15 protein-coding genes are annotated in these 15,293 nt (G+C 60.6%); 10 read left to right on the forward strand and 5 right to left on the reverse strand.

Features of this window, described 5'->3' with window-relative positions; genetic code table 11:
- Nucleotides 1-3: 3 nt before the first annotated feature.
- The 3 genes from ACW9IB_RS17460 (at nt 4) to ACW9IB_RS17470 (ending at nt 2,281) form a co-directional block, all read left to right on the forward strand.
- Nucleotides 4-126, forward strand: a complete 123-nt coding sequence (locus ACW9IB_RS17460) for a PA1414 family protein (protein ID WP_003193089.1) — start codon at nt 4-6, stop codon at nt 124-126.
- Between the two features lie 229 nt (nt 127-355).
- A complete protein-coding gene (locus tag ACW9IB_RS17465; RefSeq protein ID WP_457414648.1) occupies nt 356-958 on the forward strand; it encodes a peptidoglycan recognition protein family protein in 603 nt (200 codons plus the stop codon).
- A 519-nt stretch (nt 959-1,477) separates the two neighbouring features.
- The gene (locus ACW9IB_RS17470) at nt 1,478-2,281 is read left to right on the forward strand and encodes a hypothetical protein (RefSeq protein WP_457414650.1); all 804 of its coding nucleotides are present in this window, start codon (nt 1,478-1,480) and stop codon (nt 2,279-2,281) included.
- 81 nt (nt 2,282-2,362) lie between these two features.
- Here ACW9IB_RS17470 and ACW9IB_RS17475 read toward each other — a convergent pair whose 3' ends face one another.
- From ACW9IB_RS17475 to speB, 4 genes are read right to left on the reverse strand one after another with little or no spacing between them, the layout of a single operon-like run.
- Nucleotides 2,363-3,745, reverse strand: a complete 1,383-nt coding sequence (locus ACW9IB_RS17475; protein ID WP_457414651.1) for a sodium:solute symporter — start codon at nt 3,743-3,745, stop codon at nt 2,363-2,365.
- A gap of 35 nt (nt 3,746-3,780) precedes the next feature.
- Nucleotides 3,781-5,292: a purine-cytosine permease family protein gene (locus ACW9IB_RS17480; RefSeq protein ID WP_457414652.1), complete on the reverse strand. Its 1,512-nt coding sequence runs from the start codon at nt 5,290-5,292 to the stop codon at nt 3,781-3,783.
- A gap of 21 nt (nt 5,293-5,313) precedes the next feature.
- A complete protein-coding gene (locus ACW9IB_RS17485) occupies nt 5,314-5,736 on the reverse strand; it encodes a YybH family protein (RefSeq protein WP_457367868.1) in 423 nt (140 codons plus the stop codon).
- Nucleotides 5,736-6,686, reverse strand: coding sequence for an agmatinase (gene speB / locus ACW9IB_RS17490; protein ID WP_457367867.1), 951 nt, complete (start codon nt 6,684-6,686; stop codon nt 5,736-5,738). Before speB ends, ACW9IB_RS17485 begins: the two co-directional genes overlap by 1 nt.
- A gap of 248 nt (nt 6,687-6,934) precedes the next feature.
- Here speB and ACW9IB_RS17495 point away from each other — a divergent pair, with 248 nt between their 5' ends.
- From ACW9IB_RS17495 to ACW9IB_RS17525, 7 genes are all read left to right on the forward strand, one after another.
- The gene (locus ACW9IB_RS17495; RefSeq protein WP_457367866.1) at nt 6,935-7,828 is read left to right on the forward strand and encodes a LysR family transcriptional regulator; all 894 of its coding nucleotides are present in this window, start codon (nt 6,935-6,937) and stop codon (nt 7,826-7,828) included.
- 4 nt (nt 7,829-7,832) lie between these two features.
- Nucleotides 7,833-8,429 (forward strand): tRNA-uridine aminocarboxypropyltransferase, encoded by a 597-nt coding sequence (locus ACW9IB_RS17500; protein WP_457414654.1) that lies wholly within the window; start codon nt 7,833-7,835, stop codon nt 8,427-8,429.
- A 111-nt stretch (nt 8,430-8,540) separates the two neighbouring features.
- Nucleotides 8,541-9,443: a cysteine synthase CysM gene (cysM, locus tag ACW9IB_RS17505; protein ID WP_457369207.1), complete on the forward strand. Its 903-nt coding sequence runs from the start codon at nt 8,541-8,543 to the stop codon at nt 9,441-9,443.
- Nucleotides 9,443-10,795 carry a 23S rRNA (uracil(1939)-C(5))-methyltransferase RlmD gene (gene rlmD, locus ACW9IB_RS17510; RefSeq protein WP_457414655.1) on the forward strand — a complete coding sequence of 451 codons (1,353 nt, stop codon included), beginning with the start codon at nt 9,443-9,445 and terminating at the stop codon, nt 10,793-10,795. Before cysM ends, rlmD begins: the two co-directional genes overlap by 1 nt.
- Before the next feature lie 137 nt (nt 10,796-10,932).
- Nucleotides 10,933-13,176, forward strand: coding sequence for a GTP diphosphokinase (relA, locus tag ACW9IB_RS17515; RefSeq protein WP_457369209.1), 2,244 nt, complete (start codon nt 10,933-10,935; stop codon nt 13,174-13,176).
- Between the two features lie 154 nt (nt 13,177-13,330).
- Entirely contained in the window at nt 13,331-14,164 is an 834-nt protein-coding gene (gene mazG, locus ACW9IB_RS17520; protein ID WP_457414657.1) for a nucleoside triphosphate pyrophosphohydrolase, read from the forward strand.
- Nucleotides 14,165-14,189: 25 nt separating this feature from the next.
- Entirely contained in the window at nt 14,190-14,735 is a 546-nt protein-coding gene (locus ACW9IB_RS17525; RefSeq protein WP_457369211.1) for a DUF2058 domain-containing protein, read from the forward strand.
- Between the two features lie 93 nt (nt 14,736-14,828).
- Here ACW9IB_RS17525 and ACW9IB_RS17530 read toward each other — a convergent pair whose 3' ends face one another.
- Entirely contained in the window at nt 14,829-15,017 is a 189-nt protein-coding gene (locus ACW9IB_RS17530; RefSeq protein WP_457369212.1) for a hypothetical protein, read from the reverse strand.
- Nucleotides 15,018-15,293 lie beyond the last annotated feature (276 nt).

Below are 15,293 nucleotides of genomic sequence, written 5' to 3' on the forward strand. Positions count from 1 at the left end.
ACCATGAAAGAGAAAATTCAAAACTGGCTCCATGACCTCGGTGTTGCACTGGGCTTGATCGAGCCTCCGCTGCAACCGGTGCCGATCCGTACGGATGACGAGCAGCGTCGGCCACGTCGCCGGTAAGCGTGAGGCGCTCAAGTGATCGGATGTTGATCGTGCGGGCGCTTACGTGGCAGGTCACTTTTCAGGGCATTCCCAACTCCCTGTGCTTGAGCGATGCCTGTCCATCTCCCTCTTATCGTCTGACGAGGCAGCCGCCGTCGTCAGACTCTTCTGCTTATTTCGTCATCCACGCCTAATCCCGCTTTCAGCCTCTATATTTTTGCCTTCACAAGGATGAGAAGGCATTGGGATGACGAGCATTGATAATGAAGGCATGTTGATTTCCAGCAGGGTCGAACTCCGCCGGTTTCCCTCGATAGAGCATGGGGATTTGCTCAGCGTGCGTGCTCTGGTGATCCACCAGACTGACGCCCCGACGGCGCAGCACACCTTCAATGGTTACCGGAATAAAGGCAACGGCGCGCACTTTCTCATCGAAAAGGACGGTGTGATCTACCAGACGGCCAGCCTGAAAAAGCGCTGTTATCACGTCGGGAGATTGCTGCGTTCCAAGTGCCAGGCGGTGGACAAGTCAACATGTGACGCCGCTCAGATCAAGGCCATTGAATCACTCACCTGGACGTTGCAGCTCCGCGCGTTGGATCGGTATGAACGCACCAAGAACTACCCTGAGCGCTACCCCTTGAATGCCGATTCATTAGGTATCGAGCTTGTCGGAAAACACTTGGATAAAAAGCAATATGAGACGGTGACGGCGTTGCAAAATCAATCGCTGCAATGGTTGGTCGCTGAGTTATACGGTCATTTCAGTCTGACTTCCAAGGATGTCTACACCCACCCGCAAATTTCGTATAAACATCTGGGTGAAGCCGGCAGTGCGGTGTGGCAATGAGGTTTTGGCCAGGGACGTTTGCGGTGTTACTCGTGGGCTGTTCGCCTGTCAGCGACGTGTCGATTACAGGTTTTGAATCCCAGGAGCCTGAGTCGTGCCGAGCATCGGACGTTGCACTCGATGAGCGGCAAATCACCTCTTTCTTCAAGCGTGCCGAGCGCATTGATGGGCGCACACTGCATGACGACTACGAATGGGCACCGTGTCACCTTGAGGGCACCCTGACGTATCAGGGAAAGGCCTGTACCTGGCACGTGCGCGCGGGACATACAGGCGAAATCGAATGCCCGGGGGTACAGCAGTACTTTGGCTGCAAGACCTGCTACGACCTGTTTGGAGGGCCCATGCCTTAGCGCGGGCCCGCTCGGACTTGACGTTTTAGCGTCAGAAACGGACTACCTCATTGTCAGAAGCAGGGCGCTTATTTAATCCCACCGATGCGCATAGGTTGAACTCTGCCAGGAAAGGTCCGCCCTGACTCCATTTAAAGGCCTGGAAACGCTTAAGTGCATTTCTGTAGTGGCCCAAGGTATCCAACTGGTGCTGGACTATGGGCCTGCAACATTGGAGGCATTTCGGATTCGCACACAAGCACTGGGCTGCAGTCTCTGCACATGGTGCACGCCTGCGACACTTACGATTCAGGCGGCAACCACCGAAGGCTGTCATTGCGACCTCGACTATGCTGTCTCCGTTCAACTGAGTTTGATGGCCCTGCGCGGCTTGGTCAGGCGCAAGCTCGCACAATCACTGACGATCCCCTCACAGCCCGCCGATACCGATGCGCCGCACGTGGCCATCATCGGTAGAGGCATCAACGGGTTGCTCCAAGCGGTCATGCTGCGCATCGCGAATTATCAGGTCACGGTGTATGGCGGGCATCAGCAGGGCGATGGAGCCAGTCACAAGCGTATAAACATGCGCCATATGTCAGCCACGGAGACCACCGCAAAACCCCTGGAAAACGACTATTTATTGCCTGGTAATCAGTGTTTGGCCATTGAGTGCAATCGTGCGGGCATCGAGTTGTTTGAAAAGCTTCTGGCGGACACTGATGCAGAGCCTATCCATCTAAAGAGTGAGATAGAGGTGCTTTTGCAGGATTCTGGCGTTCAGTTCAAGCCTGCACATCTGAGTTCGGCTCAAATTGATGAACTGAGCAGGCAGCACTTCGTAATGGTGCTTGGGGATGTAGGGGCTGGGTTATCGATAGTCTATTGCTCTGCCTACCATCGCATCGCAGCTGGCGGAACCTACGCCGCAGGCACAACCCTGGGATTGGTTTGGGCCTTGTTGGTCCAGGAAATCATCCAGGCGAATTGAAACGTGTCGACGGGGCAAAAAAACGGGCACGACATCCGACGTCGTGCCCGCTGAAGAAACCATTTTAAATCCTGTTACGCATCAAACCGCCCGAGCCGTCATCGCTTCCGGTTTGCGTGACAGCAGGCTTACCAGCACGAAACTCACCAGCCCGACCCCCAGGCTGTAGTAGATCGGCGTGTTTGCATCCAAACCATCCTTGAACATGAACACCAGCGCGGTCACGAAGCCCAGGGTCATGGAGCTGATGGCCCCCGAGGTGGTGGCGCGTTTCCAGAAGATCGCGCCGATCAGCGGGATAAGCATGCCGCCCACCAACAGGTTGTACGCCAGCGTCAGGGCGCTGATCACGTCGTTCACCACAAGGGCGATACCCAGCACGGCGATACCGGTGAGCAGCGTGAACAGGCGGTTGACCGCCAGGCTCGACTGTTTGCCGCCACGCAGGCGCGGCAGCAGGTCTTCGGTCAGTACGGTGGAGGCGGCCAGCAGGCCGGCACTGGCGGTGGACATCATCGCCGCGAGCGCGGCGGCGATCACCAGGCCACGAATGCCGTCCGGCAGCGACAGTTTGACGATGGCGGCAAAGGCGTTGTTGACGTTGTCCAGGTTCGGGATGAGCACGTGGGCGGCCATGCCGATCAAGGCACAGGCCAGGCCGTAGAGGATGCAGTAGAAACCGGCGAACGTGCCTGCGTACTTGGCGACTTTTTCGTCACGGGCGGTGAATACCCGCTGCCAGATGTCCTGGCCGATCAGGATGCCGAAGAAGTAGATCATGAAGTAGGTGACGATCGTGTCCCAGCCGATGGCGGTGAAGCTGAAGCTCGACGTCGGCAGCTTGGCCACCAGTTCGTCCCAGCCGCCGACGCGGTACAGGCAGATCGGCAGCAGGATAAACATCAGGCCCACGGTCTTGATGATGAACTGCACGATGTCGGTCAGGGTCAGCGACCACATGCCGCCGACCGTGGAATACACCACCACTACGCCACCGCCCAGCAGTACCGAGAGCCAGAACGGCAGGCCGAACAGCACTTGCAGCACGGTGCCGATGGCCAGGATCGAGGTCACGCCGATCATCAGCGCATAGGCCAGCATGATCACCGCACTGGCCTGGCGGGCCATGGGGTTATAGCGTTTTTCCAGGACCTGGGTCACGGTGAAAATCTTCAGTTTCAGCAGCGGCTTGGCCAGGAACAGGTTCAGCGCAATGATCCCCATGCCCAGCGCGGCACATAGCCAGAAACCGGAGATACCGTGCACATAACCCAGGCGCACGGTGCCGACGGTGGACGCACCGCCCAATACCGTGGCGGCCATGGTGCCCATGTACAGCGATGGGCCCAGGTTGCGCCCGGCCACCAGGTAGTCTTCGTGGGTCTTGGCGCGGCGCATGCCGTAATAGCCGAGCACGAGCATGCCGGCGGCGTAGATGAGTACGACGAATAAATCCAAAGCCATGACGGCGGGTCTCCGATTATCGTTTTTATGGGCGATCAGGCGGCGTGTTGCATCGCCGGTTTAGCGAGCGAATCCTTGCTCTTGCTGCGCGGATCCGTCGGGCCATAAACGGCCGCCGGCTCCGGAAACAGACGAAGCAGCGTGAGGTACACCAGCGACGCCAACCCCAGCGTCACGGGCAGGCTGATATCGATGCCGTCGGCCAGGTTGCCCAGCGGTCCGACGAACTGCCCCGGCAGGTTGACAAAGCACAGGCCCACCAGCGCGCTTGGAATCCAGGCCCCCAGCCCGCGCCAGTTCCAGCCGTGGCTGAACCAATAGCGGCCGCCGGTTTCACCGCGGGTGAACACCTGCAGGTCATCCGGGCAGTAGAAGCCTCGGCGCACGATCAGGCCGATGATCATCATCACCATCCACGGCGTGGTGCAGGTGATGATCAGCACGGCGAAAGTCGACACGCTCTGCACCAGGTTGGCGGCGAAACGTCCGATGAAGATGAAGGCAATCGACATCACCCCGATCAGCAGCGTGGCCTTGACCCGCGACAGCACGCGCGGGAATACGCTGGACATGTCCAACCCGGTGCCATACAGCGAAGTAGTACCGGTAGACATACCGCCAATCACCGCAATCAGGCACACCGGCAGGAAGAACCAGCTCGGCGCCACCGCCAGCAAACCGCCGACATAGTTGTTGGCCGCAATATAGTCCGGCGCCTTGATCGCTACGATGGTTGCGGTGGCCAGGCCGAACAGGAACGGGATGAGGGTGGCGACCTGCGCCAGCACCACCGCCAGCATAATGCGCACTTTCGGCGTTTCACGCGGGATGTAGCGCGACCAGTCGCCGAGGAACGCCCCGAAGGAGATTGGGTTGCTCATGGCCACCAGTGCGGCACCGATGAACGCGGCCCAGAAGCCGGCCTGGCCGAGGGCGACGGTACCGGCGAAGTGGCTGTCGAACGCCGGTGCAAAGGCGAAGATGCCCAGCAGGAACAGCAGGCTCGCCGCCCACACCGCAATGCGGTTGACCCACAGCATGAAGCGGAAGCCGTAGATGCATACGGTCAGCACGAGAATGGCGAATACACCGTAGGCCAGGCCCAGGGTCAGGTCGGTTTCCGGCAAGCCAATCAGACGTTTCGCACCTCCAACCAGCGCATCGCCCGAACTCCACACCGAGAGTGAGAAGAAGGCAATCGCCGTCAGCAATGACAGAAACGAGCCAACGATCCGCCCGTGCACGCCAAAATGCGCACCGGAAGACACGGCGTTGTTGGTCCCGTTGATCGGCCCGAACAGGCCCATGGGCGCCAGGATCAGCGCGCCCACCAGCACGCCCAGCACAATCGCCCAGACCCCGGCCTGGAACGACAAGCCGAACAGCACCGGGAACGAGCCCAGCACGGCGGTGGCAAAGGTATTGGCACCGCCGAAGATCAGTCGAAACAGATCCTTGGGGCCGGCGGTACGTTCGTGGTCCGGGATCTGTTCGACCCCGTTGGTTTCTATTTTGCGAATACTGTTTTCGTTGTTTTTATTATTCATGATCAGCTCCGATCACATTGGCTAAGGGGGCGGCAGCCCTTCCGGCATTGCGGACAAATGTTCGTGACAGGCCAGCCACAGGCCTTCTTGTTGTTGTGTGCCAGACCCTTGTCGTTTGAAGACGATGGTCTCGCGCTCCTGGCTAATGAATTGCTCCCCGTTCATGCGCAACTCGGTGGCCACGTCATGAATAAAAATCGCCACGTCGCCCTGCAGGCTGACGAAGGCATTGCTCGAGGTGCACGACAGCACCTCGAACCCCTCGTCCGCGCGCCAGCTGTCCCACAAGGCCTGGTAGGCATCGCGACTGAGCAGTGGCTGGGGGAGGGTGTAGAACACGAAACTGGCATCGGCCGTGAACGCGCCAAAATACGCAGCACGGTCATTGCGGGCGAAGGCCGACACCAGGTCGGCCGCGGCTTTCAGCACGGCTTGGGCGCTCATCAGCGGTGTGCCACGCCGGGCAGTACGCAGAGCATCTCGTACAGCAGGTTGGCGCCTAGCAGCGAGGTGTTGCCGGTGGTGTCGTAAGGCGGCGAAACTTCTACCAGATCACAACCAATCAGGTCGAGGCCCTGGCAGCCACGGATGATCTCGATAGCCTGGATGGTGGTCAGTCCGCCGATTTCCGGGGTGCCGGTGCCGGGTGCCCAGGCCGGGTCGATGCCGTCGATATCGAAACTCAGGTACACCGGGCCGCCGCCGACTTTCTCACGCACTTCGGCCATCAGCGGCGCCAGCGACTGGTGCCAGCATTCTTCAGCCTGGACCACGCGGAAGCCCTGCTTGCGACTCCAGTTGAAGTCTTCGGCGGTATAGCCCTGGGCGCGCAGGCCGATCTGTACCACGCGGTCGCAATCCAGCAAGCCTTCTTCTACCGCGCGGCGGAAGGTGGTGCCGTGGGCGATCTTCTCGCCGAACATATGGTCGTTCACGTCGGCATGGGCATCGATGTGCACCAGCCCGACCTTGCCGTGTTTCTTGTGGATCGCCCGCAGGATCGGCAGGGTGATGGTGTGGTCGCCGCCCAGGGTCAGGGGGATCACGTTGTGTTCGAGGATCCCGTCGTAGGCTTCTTCGATGATGCGTACGGCGTCGAGCAGGTTGAAGGTATTGATCGCCACGTCGCCGATATCGGCAACCGACAGCGAATCGAACGGCGCCGCGCCGGTGGCCATGTTGTACGGACGGATCATCACCGATTCGGCGCGGATTTCACGCGGCCCGAAGCGGGTGCCGGCGCGCAAGGAAGTGCCGATGTCCAGGGGCACGCCGATAAAGGCGGCATCCAGACCGGCTGCGGTCTGAAGGTGGGGAAGACGCATCATGGTGGCGATGCCGGCGAAGCGCGGCATTTCGTTGCCGCCCAGTGGTTGGTGGAAAATCTTGTCCACGGGAGTGCCTCATCGTTGTTTTGTTTATTAGGGGTCGATTCTGCGAAATACGTCGAAACGAAAGAATCGGCAGGGGCAAATACTTAGTTCAGATTTTTCTAAACTAATGCCTGAGGTAAACTCCGTTCAAATGTGGGAGCTGGCTTGCCTGCGATGGCGGTGGGTCATCTTGCACCTGTATTGCTGATACACCGCCATCGCGGGCAAGCCCGCTCCCACAGGATTATGTGTGTGCCTTCGGAGACCCCATGGCCAACGCCTTGCCCGACCTGAAACTCCTGCGCATCTTCGTCAGCGTCGTGCGTCACCAGGGGTTCGCCAATGCTCAGCACGAACTCAACCTGTCCACATCGGCGATCAGTACCTATATGAGCCAGCTGGAGTCGGCGTTGGGCCTGGTGCTGTGCCATCGTGGGCGCGGCGGTTTCAGCCTGACCAGCAAAGGTGAGTTGTTCCACCAGGAAACCCTGCGCCTGCTGGGCGAACTGGAAGGCTTCGAGCAATACGCCGCCGCGTTGAAAGGCGAATTGCGCGGCACCCTCAAGCTGGGCGTGCTGGACTCCACCGTGAGTGACAAGGCGCTGCCGTTTGCCGAAGTGATCGGCGCCTACAGCCTGGAGCACCCGGCGGTGCACCTGCATTTGTCGGTGATGAGCCCCTACGAATTGCAGTTGGGGGTGCAGGACAACCGCCTGGACCTGGCCATCGGCGCGTTTTCCAATCGCATGAGCGGCTTGATCTATATGCCGCTCTACCGTGAACAACACTGGCTGTATTGCAGCACGCGGCACCCGCTGTTCAACGAGCGGCGCATTCCAGAGCCCGTGATCACCCAGCAACGCATGGTCGGTCGCGGTTACTGGAGCCAGGCCGAACTGGCGCGTCACGGCTTCAAGCACAGCGCGGCCACGGTGGAAAGTATGGAGGCCCAATTGATCCTGGTGCTGTCCGGCGCTTACATCGGTTATTTGCCCGAACACTATGCCCAGGCCTGGGCCGACAGGGGCGACTTGCGCGTACTGCTGCCGGCGACCTTCGGCTACCAGGCGCCGTTTTCCATGATCATGCGCCGGGGCCGCAGCCGCGAGCCGTTGATCCAGACCTTCCGCGATTTGCTCAAAGCCCAGCTCAATCAGGCCTGAAACCATGTCCAGACCCCAATGTCCCCGCTGCTTCAGGCCTGTCACCCATTGTCTGTGCCCGCTGATCCCCAGCCTCGACAGCCGCACCCGGGTGTTGCTGTTGCAGCATCCGAGCGAGGTCAACCATGCGCTCAACACCGCACGGCTGGCGGCGCTGGGCCTGAACAATGCGCAGTTGGTGGTGGGGGAGGTGTTCGATGATCTGCCGGCGTTGTTGAACGTGCCGGGCTATCGGGCGCGGCTGTTGTTTCCAGCGGACGACGCTCAACCCTTGCAGGCCTATGGACCGTCCGATGACGCGCTGCTGCTGGTGGTGCCCGATGGCACCTGGCGCAAGGCGCGCAAATTGCTGCACCTCAATCCATTACTGGCAACCTTGCCCCGCGTGACGCTGGCCGACGGTGGCGTTTCGCGCTACCGGTTGCGCAAGGCACCGGGCCCGGGAGCGTTGTCGACGGTAGAAGCGATCACGCAGGCCTTGCAGGTGCTGGAAGCGCCAGCCTCGTTCGAGGCGCTGCTCAAACCTTTCGAAGCCTTGATCGAGGGGCAGATTGCGGCGATGGGTGAAACAGTGTTCCAGCGTAACCATGGTGATCGATGAGTCTTGGGTGTCTTATTCCTTTAAGCCATAAGCACCGCACTTTGCGTGATATGGCCCGCCGACCTTTCCCGGTATGATGTTCGCCCCCGCAGTCTGGATTGCGAATACGCCATGACCTTGCAGTACCCCACAATCGCCGATTGCGTCGGCAACACGCCCCTGGTCCGCTTGCAACGCATGGCGGGCGAAACCAGCAACACCCTGTTGCTCAAGCTCGAGGGGAACAACCCCGCCGGTTCGGTCAAAGACCGCCCCGCGCTGTCGATGATCACCCGCGCCGAGCTGCGCGGCCAGATCAAACCCGGCGACACCCTGATCGAAGCCACTTCGGGTAATACCGGGATCGCGCTGGCCATGGCGGCGGCGATCAAGGGTTACAAGATGGTGCTGATCATGCCCGACAACGGCACCGCCGAGCGCAAGGCCGCAATGACGGCCTATGGCGCCCAGTTGATTCTGGTCACCCAGGAAGAAGGCATGGAAGGCGCCCGCGACCTGGCCGAACGCATGGCCGCCGAAGGCCGCGGTCTGGTGCTGGATCAGTTCGCCAACGGCGACAACCCCGAAGCGCATTACGCCAGCACCGGTCCGGAAATCTGGCGCCAGACCGGCGGAACCATCACGCACTTCGTCAGCTCGATGGGTACCACCGGCACCATCATGGGTAACTCGCGCTACCTCAAGGAGCAGAACCCGGACATCCAGATCGTCGGCCTGCAGCCGATGGAAGGGGCGGCCATCCCCGGTATCCGCCGCTGGCCCGAAGAGTACCTGCCGAAGATCTACAACGCGGCCCGCGTGGACCGCATCATCGACATGGCCCAGCGTGAGGCCGAAGACACCACCCGCCGTCTGGCGCGTGAAGAAGGCATCTTCTGCGGCGTGTCCTCGGGCGGTGCGGTGGCGGGCATGTTGCGTTTGTCCAGGGAAGTCGAGAACGCGGTGATCGTCGCGATCATCTGTGACCGCGGCGACCGCTACCTGTCGACCGGCATCTTCGACGAACCCAACTGATGGCAAAGCACGAGAGAGGCCTGCGCTTCCAACCGACGGGCGGCAGCCGGGCCCCGCAGATTCCTGTGGGCAAGAAACAGCGTCTGACCATCGAGCGCCTGGCCAATGATGGCCGGGGCATCGTGTTCTTTGAAGGGCGTACCTGGTTCGTCAATGGCGCATTGGCCGGCGAAGAGGTGGAGGCTCGTGTATTGGGCGCCCACGGCAAAGTGGTCGAGGCGCGCACCGAGCGTGTGTTCAAGGCCAGCGCGTTGCGTCGCCCGGCACCCTGCGCCCATGTGGGCCGTTGCGGCGGTTGCAGCGTGCAGCATTTGCCCCATGCCGAACAACTTGCCCTCAAACAGCGCATGCTTGCCGAGCAACTGTCCCGCGTGGCGGGTGTCGAACCGCAAACCTGGGCGGCCCCGCTGAGCGGGCCGGAATTTGGCTACCGACGCCGCGCCCGTGTGGCCGTGCGTTGGGATGCCAAGGCGAGACAGCTGGAAGTGGGCTTTCGCGCCGTGGCCAGCCAGGACATCGTCGCCATCGACGATTGCCCGGTGCTGGTACAGGCCTTGCAGCCGATCATGCAGCGCCTGCCTGACATGCTGCGCCGTTTGAGCAAACCCCAGGCCCTCGGGCATGTGGAGTTGTTCAGCGGCACGTCCATCGCCGTGTTGCTGCGGCATATGGCGCCGTTGTCCGGTGCCGACCTGCAGGTGTTGAACGAATTCTGTGCCTTCCACGACGCCCAATTGTGGCTGCATGGCGAGGGGCAGCCGGAGCCGGTGAATGCCGATGCTGTTCTGGGCTTCCGGCTGGAACCTTGGGATCTGGAGTTGGCCTACAAACCGGGAGACTTTGTGCAAGTCAACGCCGGGGTCAACGAAGCGATGGTTGCCCAGGCCCTGGAGTGGCTGGCACCGCAACCCGATGAACGGGTGCTGGACCTGTTTTGCGGCCTGGGTAATTTTGCCTTGCCGCTGGCCCGGCAAGTGAATGAAGTGGTGGCTGTGGAAGGCGTGCAAACCATGGTGGACCGGGCTGCGCTGAATGCCGCCAGCAACCATTTGCATAATGCGCAGTTTTTTCAGGCCGATTTGTCCCAGCCTTTGACTGACGCGGAATGGGCCAAACAGGGCTTTTCTGCGGTACTCTTGGACCCACCCCGCGATGGTGCCCTGGAAGTTGTGCGCAAGCTCGCCACCCTGGGGGCCAAGCGTCTGGTGTATGTGTCCTGCAACCCGGCAACGCTGGCGCGGGACACGGTTGAGTTGGTCAAGCAAGGCTACCGGCTAAAACGTGCCGGGATCCTCGACATGTTCCCGCAGACAGCGCATGTCGAGGCCATGGCGTTATTTGAAGCGGGCTAGGACGTCCGTTCAATCCGACTGGCCTGCATTCTCCAGGGCCGTGACCTGCCAGGGAGCGTGCGTAAGCTTTAATAGGTAAAGCAGGTCAGCGATGATTTCTGGCGCATCGAAGGTGCGTCGTAGGGAAGGTAAGCAAGATGGTACAGGTGAGAGCACACCAGCCGATCAACACCGACGGCAGTATCAATCTCGAGGCATGGCTGGATCATGCCGTCAGTGTCGACCCGGCACTGGACCGTGAAGCCTTGAAGGCAGCCTGCGAGTTCGCTCGTGAGTCTGAACAGCAAGACAATGCGGCCAAGAACCTCTGGGCCGAAGGCACCTCCAGCTTTCGCACCGGGCTGGAAATCGCCGAGATCCTCGCCGATCTCAAGCTGGACCAGGATTCGCTGATCGCCGCCGTGCTCTATCGCGGCGTGCGTGAGGGGCATATCGCGTTGCCGCTGGTGAGCCAGCGTTTCGGTGCGGTGGTGGCCAAGCTGATCGACGGCGTGCTGCGCATGGCGGCCATCAGCGCCAGCCTCAGCCCGCGCCAGTCCATGGTGCTGGGCACCCAGGGGCAGGTGGAAAACCTGCGCAAGATGCTCGTGGCCATGGTCGACGACGTGCGCGTCGCGCTGATCAAGCTGGCCGAACGTACCTGCGCGATCCGTGCGGTGAAGACTGCCGATGACGAGAAGCGCAACCGTGTTGCCCGCGAAGTCTTCGATATCTACGCGCCGCTGGCCCATCGCCTGGGTATCGGCCATATCAAGTGGGAGCTGGAGGACCTGTCCTTCCGTTACCTCGAACCCGACCAATACAAACAGATCGCCACGCTTTTGCATGAGCGTCGGCTCGACCGCGAGCGCTTCATCACCGACGTGATGAGCCAGCTGCGTTCCGAATTGCAGGCCACCGGTGTCGAGGCCGACATCAGTGGTCGGGCCAAACACATCTACTCCATCTGGCGCAAAATGCAGCGCAAGGGCCTGGCGTTCAGCCAGATCTACGACGTGCGCGCGGTGCGGGTGCTGGTACCGGAAATGCGCGACTGCTACACCGCGCTCGGTATCGTGCACACCCTGTGGCGGCACATTCCCAAGGAGTTCGACGACTACATCGCCAACCCCAAGGAAAACGGTTACCGCTCGTTGCACACCGCGGTGATCGGCCCCGAGGGCAAGGTGCTGGAGGTGCAGATCCGCACCCACGCCATGCACGAAGAGGCCGAGCTGGGCGTGTGTGCGCACTGGCGCTACAAGGGCACCGACGTCAAGGCCGGTTCCAATCAGTACGAAGAGAAAATCTCCTGGCTGCGCCAAGTGCTGGAATGGCACGAAGAACTGGGCGACATCGGCGGCCTGGCCGAACAGCTGCGGGTGGATATCGAGCCGGACCGGGTGTACATCTTCACCCCGGATGGGCATGCCATCGACTTGCCCAAGGGCGCCACGCCGCTGGACTTCGCCTACCGCGTGCACACCGAGATCGGCCATAACTGCCGGGGCGCCAAGATCAATGGGCGCATCGTGCCGCTCAACTACAGCCTGCAGACTGGTGAGCAGGTCGAGATCATCACCAGCAAGCACGGTACGCCAAGTCGCGACTGGCTGAACCCGAACCTGGGCTATGTCACCACGTCGCGGGCGCGGGCGAAGATCGTGCACTGGTTCAAATTGCAGGCGCGCGATCAGAACGTCGCCGCCGGCAAGACCTTGCTCGAACGCGAACTGGCGCGCCTGGGCCTGCCGCAGGTGGACTTCGACAAGTTGGCCGAAAAAGCCAACATGAAGATCGCCGAAGACATGTTCGCCGCCCTCGGTGCCGGCGACCTGCGCCTGGCGCAACTGGTCAACCTGGCCCAGCAACTGGTGGAGCCGGAGCGCGGCAACGAGCAATTGGAGCTGATCCCGCGCAAGGCCAGCGGCTACAAGCCGGGCAAGCGCGGCGATATCCAGATCCAGGGTGTGGGCAACCTGATGACGCAAATGGCCGGTTGCTGCCAGCCGCTGCCAGGCGACGCCATCGTCGGTTACATCACCCAGGGCCGTGGCGTGAGTATCCACCGTCAGGACTGCGCCTCGGTGCTGCAACTGGCCGGACGCGAGCCGGAGCGGATCATCCAGGTCAGCTGGGGGCCGGTGCCGGTGCTCACTTATCCGGTGGACATCGTCATTCGTGCGTACGACCGTTCCGGCCTGCTGCGGGACGTGTCGCAGGTGCTGCTCAACGAGCGGATCAACGTGCTGGCGGTCAACACCCGTTCGAACAAGGAGGACAACACCGCGCTGATGTCCCTGACCATCGAGATTCCGGGGCTGGACGCGCTGGGGCGGTTGCTGGGGCGGATTTCCCAGTTGCCGAACATCATTGAGACGCGGCGTAATCGCACACCATGATTAGCTGGCTAAACGCGGACTAAAGTGTGGGAGCGGGCTTGCTCGCGAAAGCAGTGGATCAGTCACCAGATGTATTGACTGGCCCACCGCATTCGCGAGCAAGCCCGCTCCCACATTGGATCTTCAGCGTTCCCACTTCATCGGAAAGAGATCGATGTACTCACTGGACGACCTGCTTCACCTGATGAACCGCCTGCGCGACCCGCAATACGGGTGCCCGTGGGACATCAAGCAAACCTACGCGACCATCGTGCCGCACACCCTGGAAGAAGCCTACGAAGTCGCTGACGCCATTGAACGTGGTGACTTCGATCACCTGCAAGGCGAGCTCGGCGACCTGCTGTTCCAGGTGGTGTATTACAGCCAACTGGCGCGGGAAGAAGGGCGTTTCGAGTTTGCCGGGGTGATCGACAGCATCACCCGCAAGCTGATCCGTCGTCATCCTCATGTGTTTCCGACGGGCGACCTGTACGCACCGTTGGATATTCCGCAGTTGAGCGAAGAGCAGGTCAAGCAGCGTTGGGAGCAGATCAAGGCCGAGGAGCGTGCGGAGAAATCCGGCGTGCCGGAGCAATTATCCTTGCTGGACGATGTGCCCACTGCCTTGCCGTCCTTGTCCCGTGCCGCCAAATTGCAAAAGCGCGCCAGCCAGGTCGGTTTCGACTGGCCGTCTGCGTTGCCGGTGGTGGATAACGTGCGTGAAGAGCTGGATGAAGTGCTCGAAGCCATGGCCGACAACGATTCGGTGGCCATTGCCGACGAGGTGGGCGACCTGCTGTTTGCAGCGGTCAATCTGGCCCGCCACCTCAAGGTCGACCCTGAAACTGCGCTGCGTGGGGCCAATGCCAAATTCGAACGACGTTTCCGATTTATCGAACAGGCATTGCGCGACACCCGGCGTCCCATGGAAGATTGCACCCTCGAAGAGTTGGACGCCCTGTGGGGCGAAGCCAAACGTCAGGAAAAGAATGTGTCCAGCTGCGGTTGAGCAGTTGCCTAAGTGAGTAAGCACCATGAGCCTTTCCCTTCGCGACCAGTTGCTCAAAGCAGGTCTGGTCAACCAAAAGCAGGCCAAGCAGGTCAGCAAGGATAAACAGAAGCAGCAGCGCCTCGTCCACAAGGGCCAGGCCGAGGCGGATGACACCCAGGCGCGCCTGGCTGCCGAAGCGCAGGCGGAGAAGGTCAAGCGCGACCAGGAACTGAACCGCCAGCAGCAGGAAAAAGCCGAGGCCAAGGCCCGTACGGCCCAGGTCAAGCAACTGATCGAGACGTCGCGCCTGCCCAAGCTGACGACCGAGGACTACTACAACTTCGTGGATGACAAGAAGGTCAAGCGCCTGTCGGTCAACACGCTGATGCGCAACAAGCTGAGCAATGGCTCCCTGGCCATCGTGCACCACGGCGGCGGCTATGAGGTGATCCCGCGCGAGGCTGCGCTGAAGATCCAGGAGCGCGCACCGGAGCGCATCGTGCAGCTCAACATCCTCAGCGAGACCCAGGTGCCGGATGAGGACGATCCGTATGCGGCCTACCAGATCCCGGATGACCTGATGTGGTAAGCCTTTAAAAAACACAAAACCCGCTCAAGAGGCGGGTTTTGTGTTTTCAGGTATCAGGGCTGCGTGGGCCCGGTACCGGAACCGTGCGAATATTCAGGAGCTTTGCGTCTGGCGTTTCAGTTCGAGAGTTTCGAGCTCGTTTTTATAATTGTGGGCTTCGCTCTCGTTGTGGAACATGCCAACCAATTGATCTTGCTGATGGACATCCCAGATGTGAATCCCATGGGCTACGGCTTCGTGGGACATATGTTCATCGTCGCGTTCAGTTACTTTTACAGTCATCTGCTTGCTCCAATCTCTGGTGAATCTGCGGCAAGTCGTCGCAGGCCTTTGTTATATGTTTTGTTAGCTTGCTAAGTAAACCGACTTTTCGCGCAACAATTCATTGCAGCAAATGCAACAGTGCTGCAGGCCGCGTAAACCGTGGCATTGCGTCGCAGGGTACTGAGTTTTATGACAGAAGTTTCATGTTCAGGTCAGGCTGTTTGGCCGGTATTGACCGTACCGCCGTCATCGCAGGCAAGCCAGCTCCCACATTTGAAATGCATTCCAACTGTG

This window comes from Pseudomonas sp. SDO524_S393 (assembly GCF_054071875.1).

Excerpts from the sequence above, each read along its gene's own strand:
- ACW9IB_RS17460 (WP_003193089.1), top strand. The coding sequence starts at position 4 with ATGAAAGAGAAAATTCAAAACTGGCTCCATGACCTCGGTGTTGCACTG.
- ACW9IB_RS17465 (WP_457414648.1), top strand. The coding sequence starts at position 356 with ATGACGAGCATTGATAATGAAGGCATGTTGATTTCCAGCAGGGTCGAA.
- ACW9IB_RS17475 (WP_457414651.1), bottom strand. The coding sequence starts at position 3,745 with ATGGCTTTGGATTTATTCGTCGTACTCATCTACGCCGCCGGCATGCTC.
- ACW9IB_RS17480 (WP_457414652.1), bottom strand. The coding sequence starts at position 5,292 with ATGAATAATAAAAACAACGAAAACAGTATTCGCAAAATAGAAACCAAC.
- ACW9IB_RS17485 (WP_457367868.1), bottom strand. The coding sequence starts at position 5,736 with ATGAGCGCCCAAGCCGTGCTGAAAGCCGCGGCCGACCTGGTGTCGGCC.
- ACW9IB_RS17495 (WP_457367866.1), top strand. The coding sequence starts at position 6,935 with ATGGCCAACGCCTTGCCCGACCTGAAACTCCTGCGCATCTTCGTCAGC.
- ACW9IB_RS17500 (WP_457414654.1), top strand. The coding sequence starts at position 7,833 with ATGTCCAGACCCCAATGTCCCCGCTGCTTCAGGCCTGTCACCCATTGT.
- cysM (WP_457369207.1), top strand. The coding sequence starts at position 8,541 with ATGACCTTGCAGTACCCCACAATCGCCGATTGCGTCGGCAACACGCCC.
- rlmD (WP_457414655.1), top strand. The coding sequence starts at position 9,443 with ATGGCAAAGCACGAGAGAGGCCTGCGCTTCCAACCGACGGGCGGCAGC.
- relA (WP_457369209.1), top strand. The coding sequence starts at position 10,933 with ATGGTACAGGTGAGAGCACACCAGCCGATCAACACCGACGGCAGTATC.
- mazG (WP_457414657.1), top strand. The coding sequence starts at position 13,331 with ATGTACTCACTGGACGACCTGCTTCACCTGATGAACCGCCTGCGCGAC.
- ACW9IB_RS17525 (WP_457369211.1), top strand. The coding sequence starts at position 14,190 with ATGAGCCTTTCCCTTCGCGACCAGTTGCTCAAAGCAGGTCTGGTCAAC.
- ACW9IB_RS17530 (WP_457369212.1), bottom strand. The coding sequence starts at position 15,017 with ATGACTGTAAAAGTAACTGAACGCGACGATGAACATATGTCCCACGAA.